The sequence below is a fragment of the Azospirillum formosense genome, from assembly GCF_040500525.1.
Lineage (GTDB): Bacteria > Pseudomonadota > Alphaproteobacteria > Azospirillales > Azospirillaceae > Azospirillum > Azospirillum formosense_A.
In genome coordinates, this window is the sequence record NZ_CP159405.1 from 185962 (window position 1) to 202358 (window position 16397).

20 protein-coding genes are annotated in these 16397 nt (G+C 71.0%); 10 read left to right on the forward strand and 10 right to left on the reverse strand.

Translation table 11 applies throughout. The features are described 5' to 3' along the window. The first annotated feature begins 7 nt into the window (after window positions 1-7). Together ABVN73_RS25160 and ABVN73_RS25165 are read left to right on the forward strand one after the other, a co-directional pair. On the forward strand, window positions 8-490 hold the full coding sequence (locus ABVN73_RS25160; protein ID WP_035682930.1) for a nitrate reductase cytochrome c-type subunit: 483 nt from the start codon (window positions 8-10) through the stop codon (window positions 488-490). Next, window positions 487-1107 carry a NapC/NirT family cytochrome c gene (locus ABVN73_RS25165; protein WP_137107353.1) on the forward strand — a complete coding sequence of 207 codons (621 nt, stop codon included), beginning with the start codon at window positions 487-489 and terminating at the stop codon, window positions 1105-1107. Before ABVN73_RS25160 ends, ABVN73_RS25165 begins: the two co-directional genes overlap by 4 nt. A gap of 75 nt (window positions 1108-1182) precedes the next feature. On the opposite strand, the gene ABVN73_RS25170 is transcribed toward ABVN73_RS25165, so the two are convergent. From ABVN73_RS25170 to ABVN73_RS25195, 6 genes are read right to left on the reverse strand one after another with little or no spacing between them, the layout of a single operon-like run. Then, window positions 1183-1833, reverse strand: a complete 651-nt coding sequence (locus tag ABVN73_RS25170; RefSeq protein ID WP_353861808.1) for a flagellar hook assembly protein FlgD — start codon at window positions 1831-1833, stop codon at window positions 1183-1185. 15 nt (window positions 1834-1848) lie between these two features. After that, on the reverse strand, window positions 1849-3147 hold the full coding sequence (locus ABVN73_RS25175; protein WP_353861809.1) for a flagellar hook-length control protein FliK: 1299 nt from the start codon (window positions 3145-3147) through the stop codon (window positions 1849-1851). A 47-nt stretch (window positions 3148-3194) separates the two neighbouring features. Further along, window positions 3195-3929 (reverse strand): flagellar motor switch protein, encoded by a 735-nt coding sequence (locus ABVN73_RS25180; RefSeq protein ID WP_353861810.1) that lies wholly within the window; start codon window positions 3927-3929, stop codon window positions 3195-3197. A 3-nt stretch (window positions 3930-3932) separates the two neighbouring features. Further along, entirely contained in the window at window positions 3933-4589 is a 657-nt protein-coding gene (locus ABVN73_RS25185) for a DUF6468 domain-containing protein (RefSeq protein WP_353861811.1), read from the reverse strand. Further along, window positions 4570-5697: a flagellar motor switch protein FliM gene (gene fliM / locus ABVN73_RS25190; protein ID WP_353861812.1), complete on the reverse strand. Its 1128-nt coding sequence runs from the start codon at window positions 5695-5697 to the stop codon at window positions 4570-4572. The genes ABVN73_RS25185 and fliM overlap by 20 nt, the downstream gene beginning before the upstream one ends. Before the next feature lie 17 nt (window positions 5698-5714). Further along, on the reverse strand, window positions 5715-6215 hold the full coding sequence (locus ABVN73_RS25195) for a flagellar basal body-associated FliL family protein (RefSeq protein ID WP_353861813.1): 501 nt from the start codon (window positions 6213-6215) through the stop codon (window positions 5715-5717). 187 nt (window positions 6216-6402) lie between these two features. Between ABVN73_RS25195 and fliF the strand changes: the two genes are divergently transcribed. From fliF to ABVN73_RS25230, 7 genes are read left to right on the forward strand one after another with little or no spacing between them, the layout of a single operon-like run. Further along, the gene (gene fliF, locus ABVN73_RS25200) at window positions 6403-8106 is read left to right on the forward strand and encodes a flagellar basal-body MS-ring/collar protein FliF (protein ID WP_353861814.1); all 1704 of its coding nucleotides are present in this window, start codon (window positions 6403-6405) and stop codon (window positions 8104-8106) included. After that, a complete protein-coding gene (locus ABVN73_RS25205) occupies window positions 8106-8849 on the forward strand; it encodes a FliH/SctL family protein (RefSeq protein WP_353861815.1) in 744 nt (247 codons plus the stop codon). The genes fliF and ABVN73_RS25205 overlap by 1 nt, the downstream gene beginning before the upstream one ends. Next, the gene (gene fliN, locus ABVN73_RS25210) at window positions 8837-9178 is read left to right on the forward strand and encodes a flagellar motor switch protein FliN (protein ID WP_353861816.1); all 342 of its coding nucleotides are present in this window, start codon (window positions 8837-8839) and stop codon (window positions 9176-9178) included. The genes ABVN73_RS25205 and fliN overlap by 13 nt, the downstream gene beginning before the upstream one ends. 32 nt (window positions 9179-9210) lie before the next feature. Further along, window positions 9211-9993, forward strand: a complete 783-nt coding sequence (fliP, locus tag ABVN73_RS25215; protein ID WP_353861817.1) for a flagellar type III secretion system pore protein FliP — start codon at window positions 9211-9213, stop codon at window positions 9991-9993. A gap of 4 nt (window positions 9994-9997) precedes the next feature. Next, entirely contained in the window at window positions 9998-10321 is a 324-nt protein-coding gene (locus tag ABVN73_RS25220) for a hypothetical protein (protein WP_353861818.1), read from the forward strand. A 9-nt stretch (window positions 10322-10330) separates the two neighbouring features. Then, the gene (locus ABVN73_RS25225; RefSeq protein WP_353861819.1) at window positions 10331-11359 is read left to right on the forward strand and encodes a flagellar motor switch protein FliG; all 1029 of its coding nucleotides are present in this window, start codon (window positions 10331-10333) and stop codon (window positions 11357-11359) included. A 27-nt stretch (window positions 11360-11386) separates the two neighbouring features. Then, window positions 11387-12016 carry a hypothetical protein gene (locus tag ABVN73_RS25230; protein ID WP_353861820.1) on the forward strand — a complete coding sequence of 210 codons (630 nt, stop codon included), beginning with the start codon at window positions 11387-11389 and terminating at the stop codon, window positions 12014-12016. A 146-nt stretch (window positions 12017-12162) separates the two neighbouring features. Here ABVN73_RS25230 and ABVN73_RS25235 read toward each other — a convergent pair whose 3' ends face one another. Then, entirely contained in the window at window positions 12163-12942 is a 780-nt protein-coding gene (locus ABVN73_RS25235) for a response regulator transcription factor (RefSeq protein ID WP_353861821.1), read from the reverse strand. A 352-nt stretch (window positions 12943-13294) separates the two neighbouring features. Between ABVN73_RS25235 and ABVN73_RS25240 the strand changes: the two genes are divergently transcribed. Continuing rightward, window positions 13295-14113 (forward strand): hypothetical protein, encoded by an 819-nt coding sequence (locus ABVN73_RS25240; RefSeq protein ID WP_353861822.1) that lies wholly within the window; start codon window positions 13295-13297, stop codon window positions 14111-14113. Between the two features lie 3 nt (window positions 14114-14116). Here the strand turns inward: ABVN73_RS25240 and ABVN73_RS25245 are convergent, their stop codons facing one another. The 3 genes from ABVN73_RS25245 to ABVN73_RS25255 all read right to left on the reverse strand — a co-directional run bounded on the left by ABVN73_RS25245 (window position 14117) and on the right by ABVN73_RS25255 (window position 16291). Further along, window positions 14117-14350 (reverse strand): hypothetical protein, encoded by a 234-nt coding sequence (locus ABVN73_RS25245; RefSeq protein WP_353861823.1) that lies wholly within the window; start codon window positions 14348-14350, stop codon window positions 14117-14119. Between the two features lie 138 nt (window positions 14351-14488). After that, on the reverse strand, window positions 14489-15172 hold the full coding sequence (locus ABVN73_RS25250) for a class I SAM-dependent methyltransferase (RefSeq protein WP_353861824.1): 684 nt from the start codon (window positions 15170-15172) through the stop codon (window positions 14489-14491). A 63-nt stretch (window positions 15173-15235) separates the two neighbouring features. After that, window positions 15236-16291, reverse strand: a complete 1056-nt coding sequence (locus ABVN73_RS25255) for a hypothetical protein (protein WP_353861825.1) — start codon at window positions 16289-16291, stop codon at window positions 15236-15238. Window positions 16292-16397: the final 106 nt, after the last annotated feature.

Sequence of the window (16397 nt, forward strand, 5' to 3'; positions counted from 1 at the left end):
CCCGTCCATGAAGACCCGCATCACCTTTGCCGCCCTCGCGCTGGCCGCGGCCATGCCGCTCCTGGTGTCCGGCGTGTTCGCCGCGGACGGGGCCGCCCCCGCGAAGGTTCCCTCCGGCCCGCACCCGATCACCCAGGAGATCCCCGCCGACCCGATGGCGAAGGAGATCACCGACGATCACAAGCGGGCGCGGAACTACGCCGACCAGCCGCCGCTGATCCCGCACGCGATCCGCGACTACCAGATCGACCTGAACATCAACAAGTGCATGACCTGCCATGACCGCAAGAACACCGAGGGCTCGCAGGCCCCGATGATCTCGGTCACCCACTTCCAGGACCGCGACGGCCAGACGCTGGGCGCGGTCAGCCCGCGGCGCTACTTCTGCACCCAGTGCCACGTGCCGCAGACCGACGCGCAGCCGATCACCGGCAACCGCTTCCGCGACATCGACAGCATCCTGGCCGGTGGAAAGGAAGGCGCCAAATGAAGGGCCTTCTGAGCCTTGCCGGGCGCTTCTGGCGCGTCTTCTCGCGGCCCAGCGTGCATTTCAGCCTGGGCTTCCTGACGCTGGGCGGCTTCCTGGCCGGCGTGATGTTCTGGGGCGGCTTCAACACCGCCCTGGAGGTCACCAACAAGGAGGCCTTCTGCATCTCCTGCCACGAGATGAAGAACAACCCCTACGAGGAGCTGAAGCAGACCATCCACTTCACCAACCGCTCCGGCGTGCGCGCCACCTGCCCGGACTGTCACGTCCCGCACGACTGGACGCACAAGATCGGCCGCAAGATGCAGGCGTCGAAGGAGGTCTGGGGCAAGATCTTCGGCACCATCGACACCCGCGAGAAGTTCCTCGACAAGCGGCTGGAGCTGGCCACCCACGAATGGGACCGGCTGAAATCCAACAACTCCCTGGAATGCCGCAACTGCCACAGCGCGGAATCCATGGACATCACCCGCCAGAACCCGCGGGCGGCCAAGATGCACGAGACCTACCTGTTCACGGGTGAGCGGACCTGCATCGACTGCCACAAGGGCATCGCCCACCGGCTTCCCGACATGAAGGGCGTCGAGCCCGGCTGGAACGGCACCGTCTCGGCCAAGTGACGCGGCGCCTCACAACGCAAAACCCCTTCTTCCGGTCGCGGAAGAAGGGGTTTTTTCGTTTGCTGAAGACGGGTTTTACGACGCGGACAGGATGTCCGTGCCCTTCACGACGGCGCCGCCCTTCAGGACGAATTCCGTCTCGCCGTTGACGCTGCGCACTTCCTTCACCGTATCGGTCGTCACGGTGGCGGTGGTCAGCGACGCGCCGGCCTTGTCCTTCGCCGTCACGCGCACGAGGTAGGTGCCGTCCGCGGCGGTGGCGCCGTCGCTGCGCTTGCCGTCCCAGGTGAAGGTCTGGCGGCCGGTCTTCGGGCTGCCGGGCGCGCTGTAAATCACCTGCCCGGCGTCGTTCACCACCTCGATCTTCACCGACGCGGCGGCCCCGTCGATGGCGTAGGCCATTTCCGCCTTGCCCTCCGACAGGCTGATGCGGTCTGACGCGGCTTCCACCTTGCGGCCCAGATAGGCCATGTCCAACCGCATGCCGCTGTTCTTCAGCGTGTCCAGAACCTGCCCCAGCGTCTCGTTCGTCCGTACGCCCTGCTCCACGGTGGAGAGCTGGGCGAGCTGAGTCATGAACTGGGTGGCGTCCATGGGCGACAGCGGGTCCTGGTTGCGCAGCTGCGCGGTCAGCAGCTTGAGGAACGCCTCGTAATCCACCGTCTGCTTCTTCGCGGCGGCGGAGGGGGGTGTGGTGGCCGTGTTGGTGGCCGCGGTCGTGGTCATGGCGGGTCCTTGCGGCTAGACGGAGATGTCGACGAGGCCGTCGATGGGGCGGGCGGCGCGTTCGGGCGGCAGGGCGCTGGAGGAATCGGCGAGGCGGACCGCCCGTCCGGGGCCGTCCTGGCGTCCGCCCGCCCCGTCGCCCTGGCCGGAGGAGGCGAAGCCGCGCGGCTCGCCGTCGCCGCGCAGCGAGAAGTTCAGGGTGCCGCCGTCCAGCTCGAACCCGGTGTCGGACAGGGCGCGCTCCAGGTGATGGATGTCCCGGCGCAGCAGGGCCAGCGTCTCCGGGCTTTCGGCCTGGACGTGCAGGGCGACGCGGGCCCCGCTCAGTTCGGCGACGACGCGGACCGGGCCAAGCTCCTCCGGCTTCAGGTCGATGTGGAACTCGCCGCCGCCCGCCTCGACGACGCGCACCAGCTGGCCAGCCACCTGGGCGGCGGGCAGCCGCGCCGCGGCGCTCTCCCCGGGATGCGCCGCGTAGTGGGCCGCCGCGTGGGCCGCCGGCGGGGCGAGGGTGGAGGGCAGCGGCGGCGCCCCGGCGGGGTCCGCCGGGGAGGACAGCGCCGGCAAGGCTTCCGGTCCGGCCGGGTTGCCGCGGCCTTGCCCCTGGCCCGGATTCTGGCCGGTGCCGCCGTTGGCCGCGGCGTTGCCGCCCGCCTGGGCCGTCGCCGACTGAAGCTGGGGGGATGGGGCCGGCGTGGCGTCGGTCTTGCCGGGCGTCGCGGAGTCCTTGGCCTGGAACAGCGGGGCCGGGTCCGGTTTCGCGTCGGAAGTCGGCAGGGGAACGGGCGGGGTGACGGGTGCCGCAGGGTCGGTCGTGGCCTGCGGTGGCGCCCCATCCGGCCCGGCGTCCGGAACCACCGCGGCGGTGGTCGCAATGGGCAGCGGCGCGGCCGGCGGCGTCGGAGCGGGCTGAGCCGGAACCGGCGGCTGGGGCGCCGCGGCGGTTTCCGCCGGGACAGCCGGGACGGGTGGCGCCGGGGGCAGACCGCCAGGCGACGGCACGGACTCCGGCAAGGCCCCGTTCGCCGCGACGCCGGGCGCGGTGGCGGGCGGCGGAGTGGTCAGCAGCGGCAGGAGCGCCGCGAGGGCGGCGTCGGCCCCGGTCGGTGCGCCGCCGGTCTGGTTGGAGGAATCCGCTTGCTCCCCGTCCGCCTCGGCGCCGCCGCGTTCCGCCGCGTCGTCCAGCAGGTCGGCGAAGGGCGTGCTGGATGCCTCGTGCTCGCCCGGTGCGCCGGAGGACGGCGCCGCCGTCGCCTCCGCGGAACGGGCGGGGCGGGGCGGCGGGGCGGCAATGACGTCGGGAAGACTGGGCATGATGCCTCTTTTTGGGAGAACCGCGTGTCTGGCAGCCGGGGCCGGGTTCAGTTCGTCGGCGTCTGCGTCAGGCGGACGGGCAGCGCGGCGGGCGGCGGCGGGCGGTCGCCGGGCAGGGCGCGGCGCTGCAGGACGAGGCGGGTGACTTCGCGCGCCTTGCCGTCCTCCAGCTCCGCGATGATCGGGGCGGAGCGGCGTTCGGCCATGCGGTCCAGCACATCGATGATGATGTCGGTTTCCAGGTCGTTGAAGATGCGCGCGGCGTCGCGTGGCTTCATCGTCTCGTAGATCGTCACCATGCGCTTCAGGTCCTCCTGCTGGAGGTTGGAGCGCTGCTGCATCAGCGCCTCCACGTCGCGCTTGATGGCGCTCAGCTTCTGGATCTGGGCGGTGGCGCGGGTCTCGGCGGCGGCCAGCACGGCTTCCGCCTCGCCGAGATGGCGGGTGCGGGCGGTCACGTCGGCCTTCTGCTCCGCGATGGCGGCGCGCAGGGCCGGGTCGGTGCAGCTCGCCGCCGGCAGGGCGGCGTCCGCGGGCGGGGCCGCCGGGGTCGCCGGCAAGGCCGCCATCGCGGGCGACACCATCGCGCTGCCCGGCTCGGGCGGGGTGTCCGGAGACGCTTCCGCGCCGCCCTTCAGATCCTTGGCCCAGGGGCGCTCATGCTTGCCGAACTCGCGGTCGAACTGCTGGGCGACCACCGGCAACCCTTCCATCAGCGAGCCGAGCTTGAGCGGCAGCACCATCAGGATCGCCACCAGCGTGATGGGAAGTACGCGCAGCATGGCTCAGCGCTCCGGTCCGATGGCCCGCAGCCGGGCGTAGAAGGCGTTGGCGGCCTGCTGCCGCGCGCCGCCGGTGTCCACGGCGGATTCGGTGGCAGACTCGGCTGCGGTCTCCGCGGCAAACGGCGGTTCCTCCGCCGGGCGTGCGGCTCCGGCCAACGCGGCGACGCGCATCGGACGGAAGCCGTCCTCGTCCTCCGCCGCGTCGGTGTCCGGCGCAGGCGCAGGCGCAGGCGCGGCGTTCGCGGGCGCGGACACCGCTTCCGCAGCGGCGGCGGGCGGCGGGACCGGGCGGGGCCGCGGGCGCGGCGCCGGACCCTCCTCCAGCCGGCGGACCAGGGCGCGGGCCTCCTGCACGGACGCCTCGATGCGCTTGGACGTCCGCTCGCAGGAGCCGAGCACCAGCGCCGCCTCCTCGGTCACGCCCTTGGCGCGGTCGAGCCCGTCGGACAGCTTTGCGGACGCCTCCGTCGCCGCGGCGACCAGCCGCTGCACCGAGGCCTCCGTCTCGTCGATGGTCTTGGAGAAGGTGCCGATCAGCGCGCCGATCTCGGCCTGGCTGGAGCGCATCACCTTCAGCCGCTTGTTGACGATCACCAGGAACACCGTGGCGGTGACGAGCATGACCGCCAGGACGGCGTCAATGAGGAATGAGACCATCGATCAGCTCCTGCTTGGTCTCCAGGTCGGTGTCGATCTTGACGGAGATGTTGCCGTTGCGCTGGCCCATGTGGCCGGCGAAGAGGGGGGTGGTCTTGCTTTGCAGCACCACCGGCGCGTCGGGGTCGATGCGCAGTTTCAGCGAGGTGCCCTTTTCCCAGTTCAACACCTCGCCCAGCGACACCTGGGTCTGCTGCAGCACCGCGACGAGGTCCAGCTTGGCGCGCATCAGCTCGGCCTTCAGGTGGCTTTCCCACACCGTGTCGTGGCCGAACTTCTCACCCATGAAGGTCTGCACCAGCTTGCCGCGAACCGGCTCCAGCGTGGCGTATGGGATGACCACCTCGGCGTGACCGACGCGGCGCTCCACCTCCACGGCGATGCGCACGCGGATGACCGCGTTGGTGGCGCGGGTGATGGTGGCGAATTGCGGGTTCGTCTCCAGCCGGTCGAAGGTGAAGTCGATGGGCGTGATCGGGTCGAAGGACTGGCTGAGGTCCTGGAGGATGACCCGGATGAGCCGCTCGGTGATCTTGCGCTCGATGGAGGTGTAGGTGCGCCCGTCGATGCGCCGGGCGCGGCTGCGCCGGCCGCCCAGCAGCACGTCCATCATGCAGTAGATCAGCGCGCTGTCGACCGACACGACGATGTGGTTGTCCCACTGCTCCGCCCGGGCGACGCCGACCAGGGCCGGAAGCTCGATGGTGTCGAGGAACTCGTTGTAGCGCAGCCAGTCGATGCGCAGCAGGCTCGCCTCCACGCTGGTCGAGGAGAACTGGCGCAGCGAGGTGTTGAGCAGCCGGACCATGCGGTCGAAGACCACGTCCAGCATCGGCAGCCGGTCCTTGTTGACCGTCGTCGTGCTGATCAGCCGTTCGATGGCGCGGGCCTGCCCGGCGGCCTCCGCCTGCGGGCCGACCGCGAAGTTCAGCAGGCGGTCGATCTCCTCCTGGCTCAGCTCCTTGGTATCGGCCATCAGGGCGGCGGCCTCGGACCCGCCGGCGCCGGCGTCCAGGCCCCAATCGAGGTCGTCGCCGGAACCGCCGTCATGGTCGCCGCCATGATCGTCGATTGCGCCGCCGTCGTCCGTGTCGATGGGAGTGCTCATCCGTTCCTCTGGGTCGGCTATTGGGTGAGAAGGCTGCGCAGCAGGACGTCGGACACCGTGTCCGGGCCGAGGATCAGGTTGAAGCGGCGGCGCAGCTCCTCGCGCAGCCGCAGCAGGCCGGCGGAACCGCGCAGGTCGTGCTGGTCGAGGTTGCGCAGGAACTCCTGCTGGGCGTTGACGAGATGGGGCATCGCCTGCTCCACCCGGCCGCGGTCCTTGGGCGCCAGCGCCAGCGTCACCCCGATCTTCATGAAGCGCGACGGCGTGTCGGGGCGCAGGTTCACCAGCAGCTCCGGCAGGTCGAGCGTCGCCTGGGCCGGCTCGGCGATGGGCGTGACCTCGAACAGCCGCGCCACCCCGTCCGGCCCCACGGCCATCCAGTAGCCGCCGAACCCCGCCGCGGCGACGCCGCACAGGGCGGCCGCGCCCAGCGCCAGCCGGGCCAGCGGCAGCACGATGACGTACATCCGCTGCCGGCCCGGCGTTCCCGTCCTTGCCTTTCCAGCATCTGTATTCATCGCGGCCGGCACCTCCAAAATACCGAAAATTTGAGAGACTATTTTAAACGATCAAGTTTTAGCGACTTCCTTCCGGTCGATCTTCGCGGCTTTTACTCCGCTTAAAAGTCATCCCGGTAGGTTGTGAAGGCTCACGGGGTGAACATTACGGTCCCCGCTTTTCGGAAACTTTAAAGGTGCGGGTGTCGTGACGGGACTGATCGACAATCTGCGGACGCTTGGGCGCACGCGCCTTCTGGTGCTGGCCGGCACGGGCGTCGGCATCGTCCTGGCGGTCGCCACCATGGCGGTTCTGCTGTCGCGGCCGCACATGACGCCGCTCTACACCGGGCTGGAACCGGCGGAGGCCGGGCGCATCGTCAAGGCGGTGGAGGCCATGGGCGTGCCGGTGTCCGCCGCCTTCGACGGCACCGCCGTCCAGGTGCCGGAGGCCGAGGTGCCGCGGCTGCGCATGCTGCTGGCCGAGAAGGGTCTGCCGTCGCGCGGCGGCATCGGCTACGAGCTGTTCGACACCGACAAGCCGCTGGGCATCACCAGCTTCATGCAGCGGATGAACCGACTGCGCGCCATGGAAGGCGAACTGGCCCGCACCATCGAGACGCTGTCCGGCATCGAGGCGGCGCGCGTCCACATCGTGCTGCCCGACCGCGAGGAGTTCTCGCGCGCCGCCCCCACCCCGACCGCCTCCATCGTGGTGCGCATGCGCGGCCGGGCGCCGCTGGAGCGGCGGCAGGCGCTGTCCATCCGCCACCTCGTCTCCGCCGCCGTGCCCAACCTGAAGCCGAGCGCCGTCACCGTGCTCGACGCCTCCGGCGAGGTGCTGCTGACCGAGGAGGACGGCGACGCCCGGTCGTCCGCGAAGGTGGACGGGCTGCGCGCCGGCCATGAGACGCGCATCTCGCGCGCCATCGAGCAGATGCTGGTGGCCCGGCTGGGTCCGGGGAATGTTCGCGTCCAGGTTGCTGTCGACGTCGAAACCAAGCGCGAGGTCGTGCGCAGCCAGAGCTTCGACCCGAACAGCCAGGTCGTCCGCTCCACCCAGACGGTGCAGGAGCAGGACCGCAGCCTGGACAGCACGGGCGAGCCGCCGGTCACCGCCGAGCAGAACCTGCCGCAGCGCGAGGTTCGCGCCCAGGCCCAGAACAACCGCTCCTCCTCCGACTCCAAGCGCCAGGAGGAGACGGTCAATTATGAGATTTCCAACATCGCCCGCGAAACGGTGATCGAACCGGGCGACATCCGCCGGGTCAGCGTCGCCGTGCTGGTCAACGGCACCTGGGCGACGGCGCAGGACGGCACCCGCAGCTACGAGGCCCGCTCGCCCGAGGAGCTGCAACGCATCACCGAGCTGGTGCGCTCCGCCATGGGCTTCAGCGAGGCGCGCGGCGACCGGGTGACCGTCGACAACCTGGAGTTCGTCAACCTCGCCCCCGAGCTGGGCGCCCGCGAGCCGATGGCGGAGATCGTCGACACGCTCAGCCGCAACGTGATGACGCTGATCCAATGGGTGATCCTGCTGGTGCTCTGCGGGCTGCTGATCGTGCTGGGGCTGCGCCCGCTGATCCGCCGCGTCTTCCCGGCGCCGGAGCCGGCGGCGGCGGCGGAGACGCCCGCGCCGGCGCTGGCCGCCGGGGCGGCGATGCCGCAGCTCACCGGTCCGGCCATCGGCGGCGATCCCGCCATGCCGGCGGCCCAGCTCACCGACGCGGGCGAACCGTCAACCGCGGCCCTCCCGGGCATCGAGGAGACGATGGACCAGCTCATTGAGCTGCGCACGGTGGAAGGCCGGGTGCGCGCCTCCTCGATCCGCCGGCTCGGCGACATCGTGGACCAGTACCCGGATGAGGCGATCGACATCCTGCGCTCCTGGCTCTACGAGGAGGCGGTCTGATGGGGTACCCGCGCTACCGCTTCGACCTCCGCTTCGACAGCACGGCCCAGGCGGCGGCCCAGGCGGCGGCTGAGTTCGGGGCCGACCCCGAACCGGAGCCCACCGACCCGCTCGACGACATCGTCCATTCCGAACGCCACCTCCAGGCCGCTGTCTACGGCGCCGAGGTCCGCGCCTTCGCCGAGGGCGTGGAGCAGGGCCGGCGCGAGGGGGCGGCGGAGGCCGCGGCCCGCACCGAAGCCGCTCTGGCGCAGGCGCTCTCCCACCTCGGCGAACAGCTGGCCGCGCTGGACGACCGCTTCGCCGACGCCCTGCGCGGGGTGGAGGCGCAAGGGTCGGCGGTGATGCTGGCGCTCGTCCGCCGCCTCGCCCCGGCCTTGCTGGAGCGGATCGGCGCGGCGGAGACCGACCGGCTCGCCGCGGACGCCCTGCGTCTGGCCGGCGGGTCGCCGCGGCTGCGGCTGCGCGTCCATCCCGCTCTGGCGGACCCCGTCCGCGCCAAACTGGCCGACCCGGACTCCGCCCCGGGGGCCGCCGGCTTCAAGGGCGCGCTGGAGGTCGTCGCCGACCCGTCGCTGCCGCCCGGCGGGCTCGACGCCGCCTGGGAGTCCGGCGGCCTGCGCTACGACCCGGCGGCGGTGGAGCGCGCCGTCGCCGGCCTGTGCGACCGCGCGCTGGCCGCCCTGTCCACCGAACATGACCTCTCCACCGACACGGAAAGCACCGCATCATGGCCCCACTGAACCTCGACGTCCTGGAAGACGACGCCAAGCCCGCCGAGAAGGACACCGTCGGCATCCCCGCCGCGGCGATCGCCGGCGGCTCGATGAACGCCATCTACAACGTCCCGGTGGACGTGCAGGTGGTGCTGGGCCGCACCAGCATGCTGGTGGCGCAGCTCCTGAAGCTCGGCCGCGGCGCCGTGGTGGAGCTGGAGCGCAAGGTGGACGAGCCGGTGGAGGTTCTGGTGAACCACCGTCTGGTCGCCCGCGGCGAGGTGGTGATCGTCGAGGACCAGCGGCTCGGCGTTACGCTGACCGAGATCGTGCGCACCGATCTGGCCATTGATTGACACCCCCGGCACCGCACCCACGGACCCCCTCCATGATCCGACGCCTGCTTCCGCCCATCCTCGCCCTGGCGTTCGCCGCGCTGCTTCCCGCGGCGGCCTGGGCGCAGTCGGGCGGGCTGGACCTGTCCTCCATCGGCAGCGCGCTCGGCAGCGCCACGGGGGAGAGCGGGTCGCTGTCCGGGCGCGTCATCCAGGGCATCGTCCTGCTGACGGTGCTCAGCGTCGCGCCGGGCCTGCTGGTCATGGCGACCTCCTTCACCCGGATCATCGTCGTGCTGTCGCTGCTGCGCTCCGCGCTGGGGCTTCAGCAGTCGCCGCCGAACATGGTGCTGATCAGCCTCGCCATGTTCCTGACCTTCCACATCATGGGACCGGTCTTCGACGCGGCGTGGCAGGACGGGCTGCGCCCCATGCTGAACGAGCAGGTGACCCAGGAGCAGGGGCTGGAGCGGATGGTCGAGCCGTTCCGCAACTTCATGGCCTCCCAGGTGCGGGACAAGGACCTGTCGGCCTTCGCCGGCTTCTCCGGCAAGCCGGAGGCGGAGCAGCCCAAGACGGCGGCCACCGCCGACCTGCGCGTTCTGGTCCCGGCCTTCCTGCTGTCGGAGCTGCGCCGCGCCTTCGAGATCGGCTTCCTGATCTTCCTGCCCTTCCTGGTGATCGACATGGTGGTGGCGGCGGTGCTGATGGCGATGGGCATGATGATGCTGCCGCCGGTGATGATCGCGCTGCCCTTCAAGATCATCTTCTTCGTGCTGACCGACGGCTGGTTCCTGATCGCCAACAGCCTGATCCGCTCCTATGGGGGAACCTGACGCGATGACCGAGCCCCGGCTGCTGCCCGCCGTACCCTCCGCCGCCCTGTCGGCGCCGCCCGCCGCACCCCCCGCCGGGGCGTCGGGAATGGCCGACAGCGTGACCGCCTTCGCCAGGCGGCGGGGCGTCACGGTGGACGACGAGACGGCCGTCGTCACCCTTCTGAACGCGCTCGACCCCAACCCGCTGGTGCCGCACCGCATGGTGCTGGTCGCCGGCAGCGTCCTGGCGAACGCCTTCCGTCACGACCGTCTGCAGGGCGACCGCCCCGTGGAGCGGGATGACGAGTCCGACCACTCCACCCTGACCGCCGACCGCTTCTTCTGAGGTGCCAGCATGGGCATGCCGATCAAGATCCGAGACAATTTCAAGAGCCTGAGCGGGTCGGAGAGGACCGCGGTGATCTTCCTGGCGCTGGGCGAGGAGCGCGGCTCCCGCCTGATGGAGAAGCTGGACGACGACGAGATCCGCATGGTCAGCCGCGCCATGGCCAGCCTGGGCAACGTCACCTCCAACCTCGTCGAGGCGCTGCTGCGCAGCTTCACGGAGCGCTTCGCCAACACCGGCTCCGTCGTCGGTTCCTACGACAGCACGGAGCGCATGCTCTCCCGCTTCCTGCCCGACGACCGCGTGTCGGAGATCATGGGCGAGATCCGCGGCCCGGCGGGCCGCACCATGTGGGAGAAGATGTCCAACGTGAACGAGGGCGTGCTCGCCACCTATCTGGCCGGCGAATACCCGCAGACGGCGGCGGTCATCCTGTCCCGCATGCGCAGCGACCACGCCGCCAAGGTGCTGCCGCTGCTCGCCCCGGCGCTGCGGCTGGAGGTGATCGAGCGGATGATCCAGATCGAATCCGTGCAGCGCGAGGTGCTGCTGGACATCGAATCCATCCTGCACAACGAGTTCATGGCGAACTACGCCCGCACCCACGGCGCCGACACGCACGAGCGGATGGCCGACATCTTCAACCGCATCGACCGCGACACCATGGCGGAGATCTTCACCGACCTGGACGCGGTGATGCCGGATTCGACCCACCGCATCCGCCAGCTCATGTTCACCTTCGAGGACCTGCTGCGGCTCGACCGGGTGTCGCTGCAGGCGGTGATCCGGCGCTGCGACACCGGCCAGCTCGCCATCGCGCTCAAGGGGGCGGAGGCGCTGCAGCGCGACCATTTCCTGTCCGTCCTGTCGGAACGCGCCCGCATGATACTCCAGGACGAGATCGAGAACATGGGGCCGGTGCGCATGCGCGACGTCAACGAGGCGCAGGCGGAGATCGTGCAGGTCGCCAAGGCGATGGCCGACGACGGTGCGATCGTCCTTCCGCAAACGGACGAGTCGGACGCCGTCGTCTATTGATGGCCGTCCACGGAGATGGGTGTGCTCATGCCGGACGCGGTCGCCGAGGTCGGCCATCTGCTGGCGGTGGTCGAGGCGCTTGACCCGAGAGCGGCTCAGGAGCTGCGCGGCGGGTTGCCGCGCTGCGATTCCACCTTCGGCCTGGGGCTGGCCTTCTTCCTGGCGGCGACCGCCAACGGCGCGCGGGCGTGGCTGGGGCCGAAGCGCTGCCGGCTGCTGGAGCAGCTCGACGGCGGCGCGCTGCTGGACGATCTCGACCTGGCGCTGGCGCCGCGCCACCGCCGCACCGCCGACGGGCGGGAGTGGCGGGTGATGAGCATTCCGGTGATGGACGGCACGGCGGCGGGCGGCTGCCGCGGCCTGCTCTGCGCCATTTCCGACGGGGCGGACCTTCAGACGGGAAGCGCGCTGGTCCTGCAGATGCGGCTGCCGGCGCTGGGAGCGGTGCAACTCGTCGCGGCGGGGGAGGGGCGGCGCTTCGACGTGACGCTGCAGACCGGCGGCGGCCTGTCCGCCGCCGCGCTGGCCGACATGCAGGACGGCTTTGCCGGAGCCATGGGGGACGCGGGCCTCGGCGGCGACCTGACGGTGGGGCCGGTGGCCGGGGCGTGGCTGGACCTGGAGGAGGAGGCGCTCAGCGCGGACTGGTCGGGGTGAGGGGAGAGGTGGTCGCGCCGGGTGCCCACCCTTCCCATGCTGCGCATGGGCCCCTTCCCTCCCCCGCTTCGCAGGAGAGGGAGGTTCAATCCCCTCCCCTGCGAAGCGGGGGAGGGTTAGGGAGGGGGCTCAACGCGACAACGTCTTCACCCCGCCAGCCGCGCCTCGCCAGCCCCGCGCCCGAACCCCACATAGCCCGGCAGCACGCGGCGCGCCGGCAGGGCCGGGGCAGGGTCCTCATGCTCGGGCGGGGCTTCGAACTTGTAGCCTCGTCCGTAGACGGTCTCGATGTAGCGGGCGCCGCCGGTGGCCTCGGCGATCTTCTTGCGGAGCTTGCAGATGTAGACGTCGATGACCTTGTCGAGCGGGTCGGCGCCGGACAGGCCGTAGACCTCGTCGTAGATGTGCTCCTTGGAGACGACGCGGCGGTGATGGGCGGCCAGGACGCCGAGGATGGCGTGCTCGCGCTGGCTCAGCCGCAGCCGCTCGCCGCCGACCTCGGGGTCGCGCCCGTCGAGGAAGACCGTCAGCCGGCCGACCCGCACCGCGTTGCTCAGCAACCCGCGCGAGCGCCGCCGCGCCACCTCGATGCGCGCCCGCACCTCGGCGCTGACCACCGGCTTGACCAGCACGTCGTCGGCCCCGGCGTGCAGCAGCTCCACCGTGGTGGCCACGCAGCGCCGGTCGAGCAGGCACAGGATCGCCGCCCCGACCTGATGCGCCCGCAAGGCCGCCACGCAGCGCGCCGGGTCGTCGACGCTGCCGAGCACGATGGCGTCGTAGCCCAGCCCCTCCGCCCCCTGGTCGCGCAGAAGCTCCTCCAGCCCGCCCCAGTCCTGGCGGTCGTAGCGGATCTTCCCCATGCCGAGCTGACGGCCGAGCGCGTCGGCGATCAGGGGATTCGGTTCAACCAGGACAGCGCGCATGGGGTTCTCCGCAGCATCGGATCGGGCAGGGCGAATGATATGCTTTTTAGGAAAAGTCTTTTTCGCGCCTGCAAACATCATTCAAAAAACCAATCGAAATCCATACTGTCAATCATTGGTATTAATACCTTGGCGGAGGCCGGGAGTCGGCTTTAAAGCGGTTTTAAAACCCGTTAACGGGAACGATTTCGGGAAATTTGCCGGCGAATTCCATGCAAATGCGAGACGAATTCTCGGCGGATTGGCCGTAGTGCGATTCGCCGCTCCGGGTCTGCGGAAAAAAGGTTCCTGTGCGCAGGGCGCGGGACGCGCTACTGTGGCGGTGCAGGCCCGACTGTCAGGATAAGCCGCGATGACCGAGATGATGCCGCTCTCCAACGCTGAGGATACGCCGCCTCCGCCCGCGGCACCGGCCAAGCGCGCCGCCCGTCCACGCGCGGCGAAGGCGCCTTCGGAGGAAACGACGCAACTCCTGCGTGTCTATGGCGATCAGGTCGCCACGCTGGGCGAACAGATCGCCAAGGCGGAGGCCGCAGCGGACAGCGAACGGGCGGAGCGGCTGCGGGTGATCGCCGAGCACGCCTCCGAACGCGAGCGCTGGCGCGAGGCCATCGGCGAGGTGGAGCGGGCGCGCTCCGGGGAGATCGGGACCCTCCAGGGTGACCGCGAGGCGGAACGCGAGCGCGTCAACCAGCTCGTCGAGACGCTGATTGCCGAGACCTCGGCGAGCGAGCAGGGCATGGCCCGCGCGCTTCAGGACGCGGAGGACCGGCTGTCCGCGGTGAACGCGGAGATCGCCGCCCTGCGCCTGTCCCACGCGGTGGCGCTGGACCGGCTGCAGGCCGACCGGGAGGCGGAACGCAAGCGCATCGGCGACCTCGTGGAACGGCTGATCGCCGACACGGAGGCGCGGGAGCGCGGCTTCCGTCAGCGCATCGAGGCGGCGGAGCGCCGCAGCGAGGAGGCGCAGGCGGCCCTGGAGGAGGAGCGCCGGACCAGCGCGGAGCTGGGGAAGCGGCTGGAGCGGCTGACCGGCACGCTGGATGGCCTGCGCCGCGACCGCGAGGCGGAGGTCGCGGCCTACGAGGCGATGCGCGACCAGTGCCGCGTCCTGGTGACCGAACTGGCGCGGCGGCAGAGTCCCTGGTGGCGCCGCCTGTTCCGGCGCTGAGCGTTATTCGTCCTTGTCGTCGTCGCCGCCGCGGAAGGGCGCGGTCGCCACATGGGCCGTGGCCGACACCACGTCGCCGGCGACGCTGACCGCGGACCCGGCGACGCTGGCCGCCGTGTCCACCGTGGCGACCACCACGCTGCAGCCGCTCAGAAGCAAGGCCGCCGGGAGGATCAGGGCGGCGGCGGAAAAGCCGGATCCGGAAAGGCCGGAACGGGACAAGGCTGGGCGTGGCATGGTCTTCGACCTTCGGGAGGGTGATGCCGTTCCACTATGCCCCGGACGCGCGGCGGCGCGCCTGTGACCAAACGGCGGCGCTCATGCTGGCACGCCGCCCGATCGATGCCAAGTGGTCCAACGCCAAGCGGCCCGTGCTTAAGTCCGCTTCCTGAAGACCATGCGCCGCATCGGCTGGTCGAAGGCGGTCATCCCCTCCGCGTCGGTCCGCCCGTTGGCGGCGAAGCGGCGGCGGACTTCGGCCTCCACCGGAGGCAGGCGCTCGCGCCGCACCGGGTCGACGGCGGTGACGTGGGTCAGGTAATGATCGGCGTCGCGGTAGCGCACCACCGTGCCGTAGACCGTTTCGTCCATCGCCTCCAGCGGCGGGGGCGGGCTCTTCAGCGTGTCGTAGGCGGCGGCGCGCACCTCCGTCTCGTCCTCGATGGGCAGGATGACCTCGAAATAGGCGCCCTCGGCGATCGGTTCGACCACCACCAGCGTGCCGCCGGGCTTCAGAACCCGCGCCGCCTCGGTCATCGCGTCGGCCATCACCGCCAGCGGCAGATGGTGGAAGCTGTTGGAGTAGACGATGGCGTCCACCGACGCGTCCTCCAGGGGCAGCGCCTCCCCCTTGCCGACGCGGTAGTCGGCGCCGGCCACCGGCTCCGCCTTGCGGGCGCGGGCGAGCTGGCCCTCGCTGATCTCGATGCCGATGGCCCGGGCGCCGAGCCCCGCGAAATGGCGGGTCAGCGCCCCGTCGCCGCAGCCGACATCCACCACGGTCCGGTCCCGCGGGTCCAGAACCTCGGCCAGGGCGTCCTTCAGGGTCATCGTCGTCATGGTGCGTTTCCGTTTTTCTTGATGGGTGGCGAATGTTGGGGGCGTTGCGGCCCCGGTGGTGGGTCAGGGCGCGGCGTTCAGCGTCCGCCGGAAATAATCGAGGACCTCGTCGTTCAGCCGCGCGTGGAAGGCGGCGCGGTCGAAGCCCGGCGGGTCCTGCACGGCGGCGCCGAAGCGGGCGGCGGCGCTGGCCGGGACCGGTGTCAGGAAGGCGTAGTGGCCGGCGCCGGGAACAAGGTCGTATTCGGGCGGCCGGGGCAGCAGGCCGCGCACCCGCGCCACCTGGAGGGCGCCGCTCTCGTCGCCCTTCTCCGCCTCGTACAGCCGGACCGGGACGGTGACGCGGGACAGCGCGCCGTCCGCGAACAGGGCGCCGATCGGGTCCATCAGCAGCAGCGAGCGGATGCGCGGATCGGTGGCGGCCTCCAGCCGCTTCGGCGAGGCGGCTACGGTGGTCTTCGTGCCGGCCGGGCAGAGGGTCCGGTCGTCCGGATGGGCGGCGCAGATCGGGGCGAGCCGCCCGGGATCGGCGACCCCGCCCGCCGCCGCCAGCGCCGCATGGCCACCGGCCGCGTAGCCGAGCACGCCGATGCGCTGCCGGTCCACCCGGAAGCCCATGGGCGAGGAGTCGAGCACGGCGTCCAGCGCCGCGCGGAGCTGCAACGGCAATTCCGGCCACAGCGGCACGGTGCCGATCCGGTCTCCTCGGCCTGATCCGGGGCCCGACGCGGCCTCGGCGCCCGGCTCCATGCCGCCGAGATGGGTCACGATGGCGGTCATCATCCCGCGGCGGGCCATGAAGAGGGCGACGCTGACCATCGCCAGCCCGTTGCGCGACGGTCCCTGGGTCATCAACACCAGCGGCACGGAATCCAGCGCCGGCCCGCCTTCCGGAGCGACGTTCAGGTGGTAGGGCCCCCGGCGGAGCGGCTGGACGTGATCCCGCGTCGGGTAGAGCAGCAGGATCGGCACCATCTGGCCCGTGCCCGGATCGGCGTAGGCGATCTGCGACACCGCGGCCCGGAACTGGGCCGGTGTCTCCGCCCGCGCGGGCAGGGCCGCCGGAAGCAGCCCGGTCAGCAGAAATGCCAGAACCCACCGCCGTGTTCGCCGACCCATCGCAACTCCTCCGGCATCACGTCACGAGGCCTTCCCCGCGGGGGGAGTGTGGCCGTCTTGCCGGGCGATCGGCAAGAGCGTCGTGTCCTCCCTGAACAATGGGGTC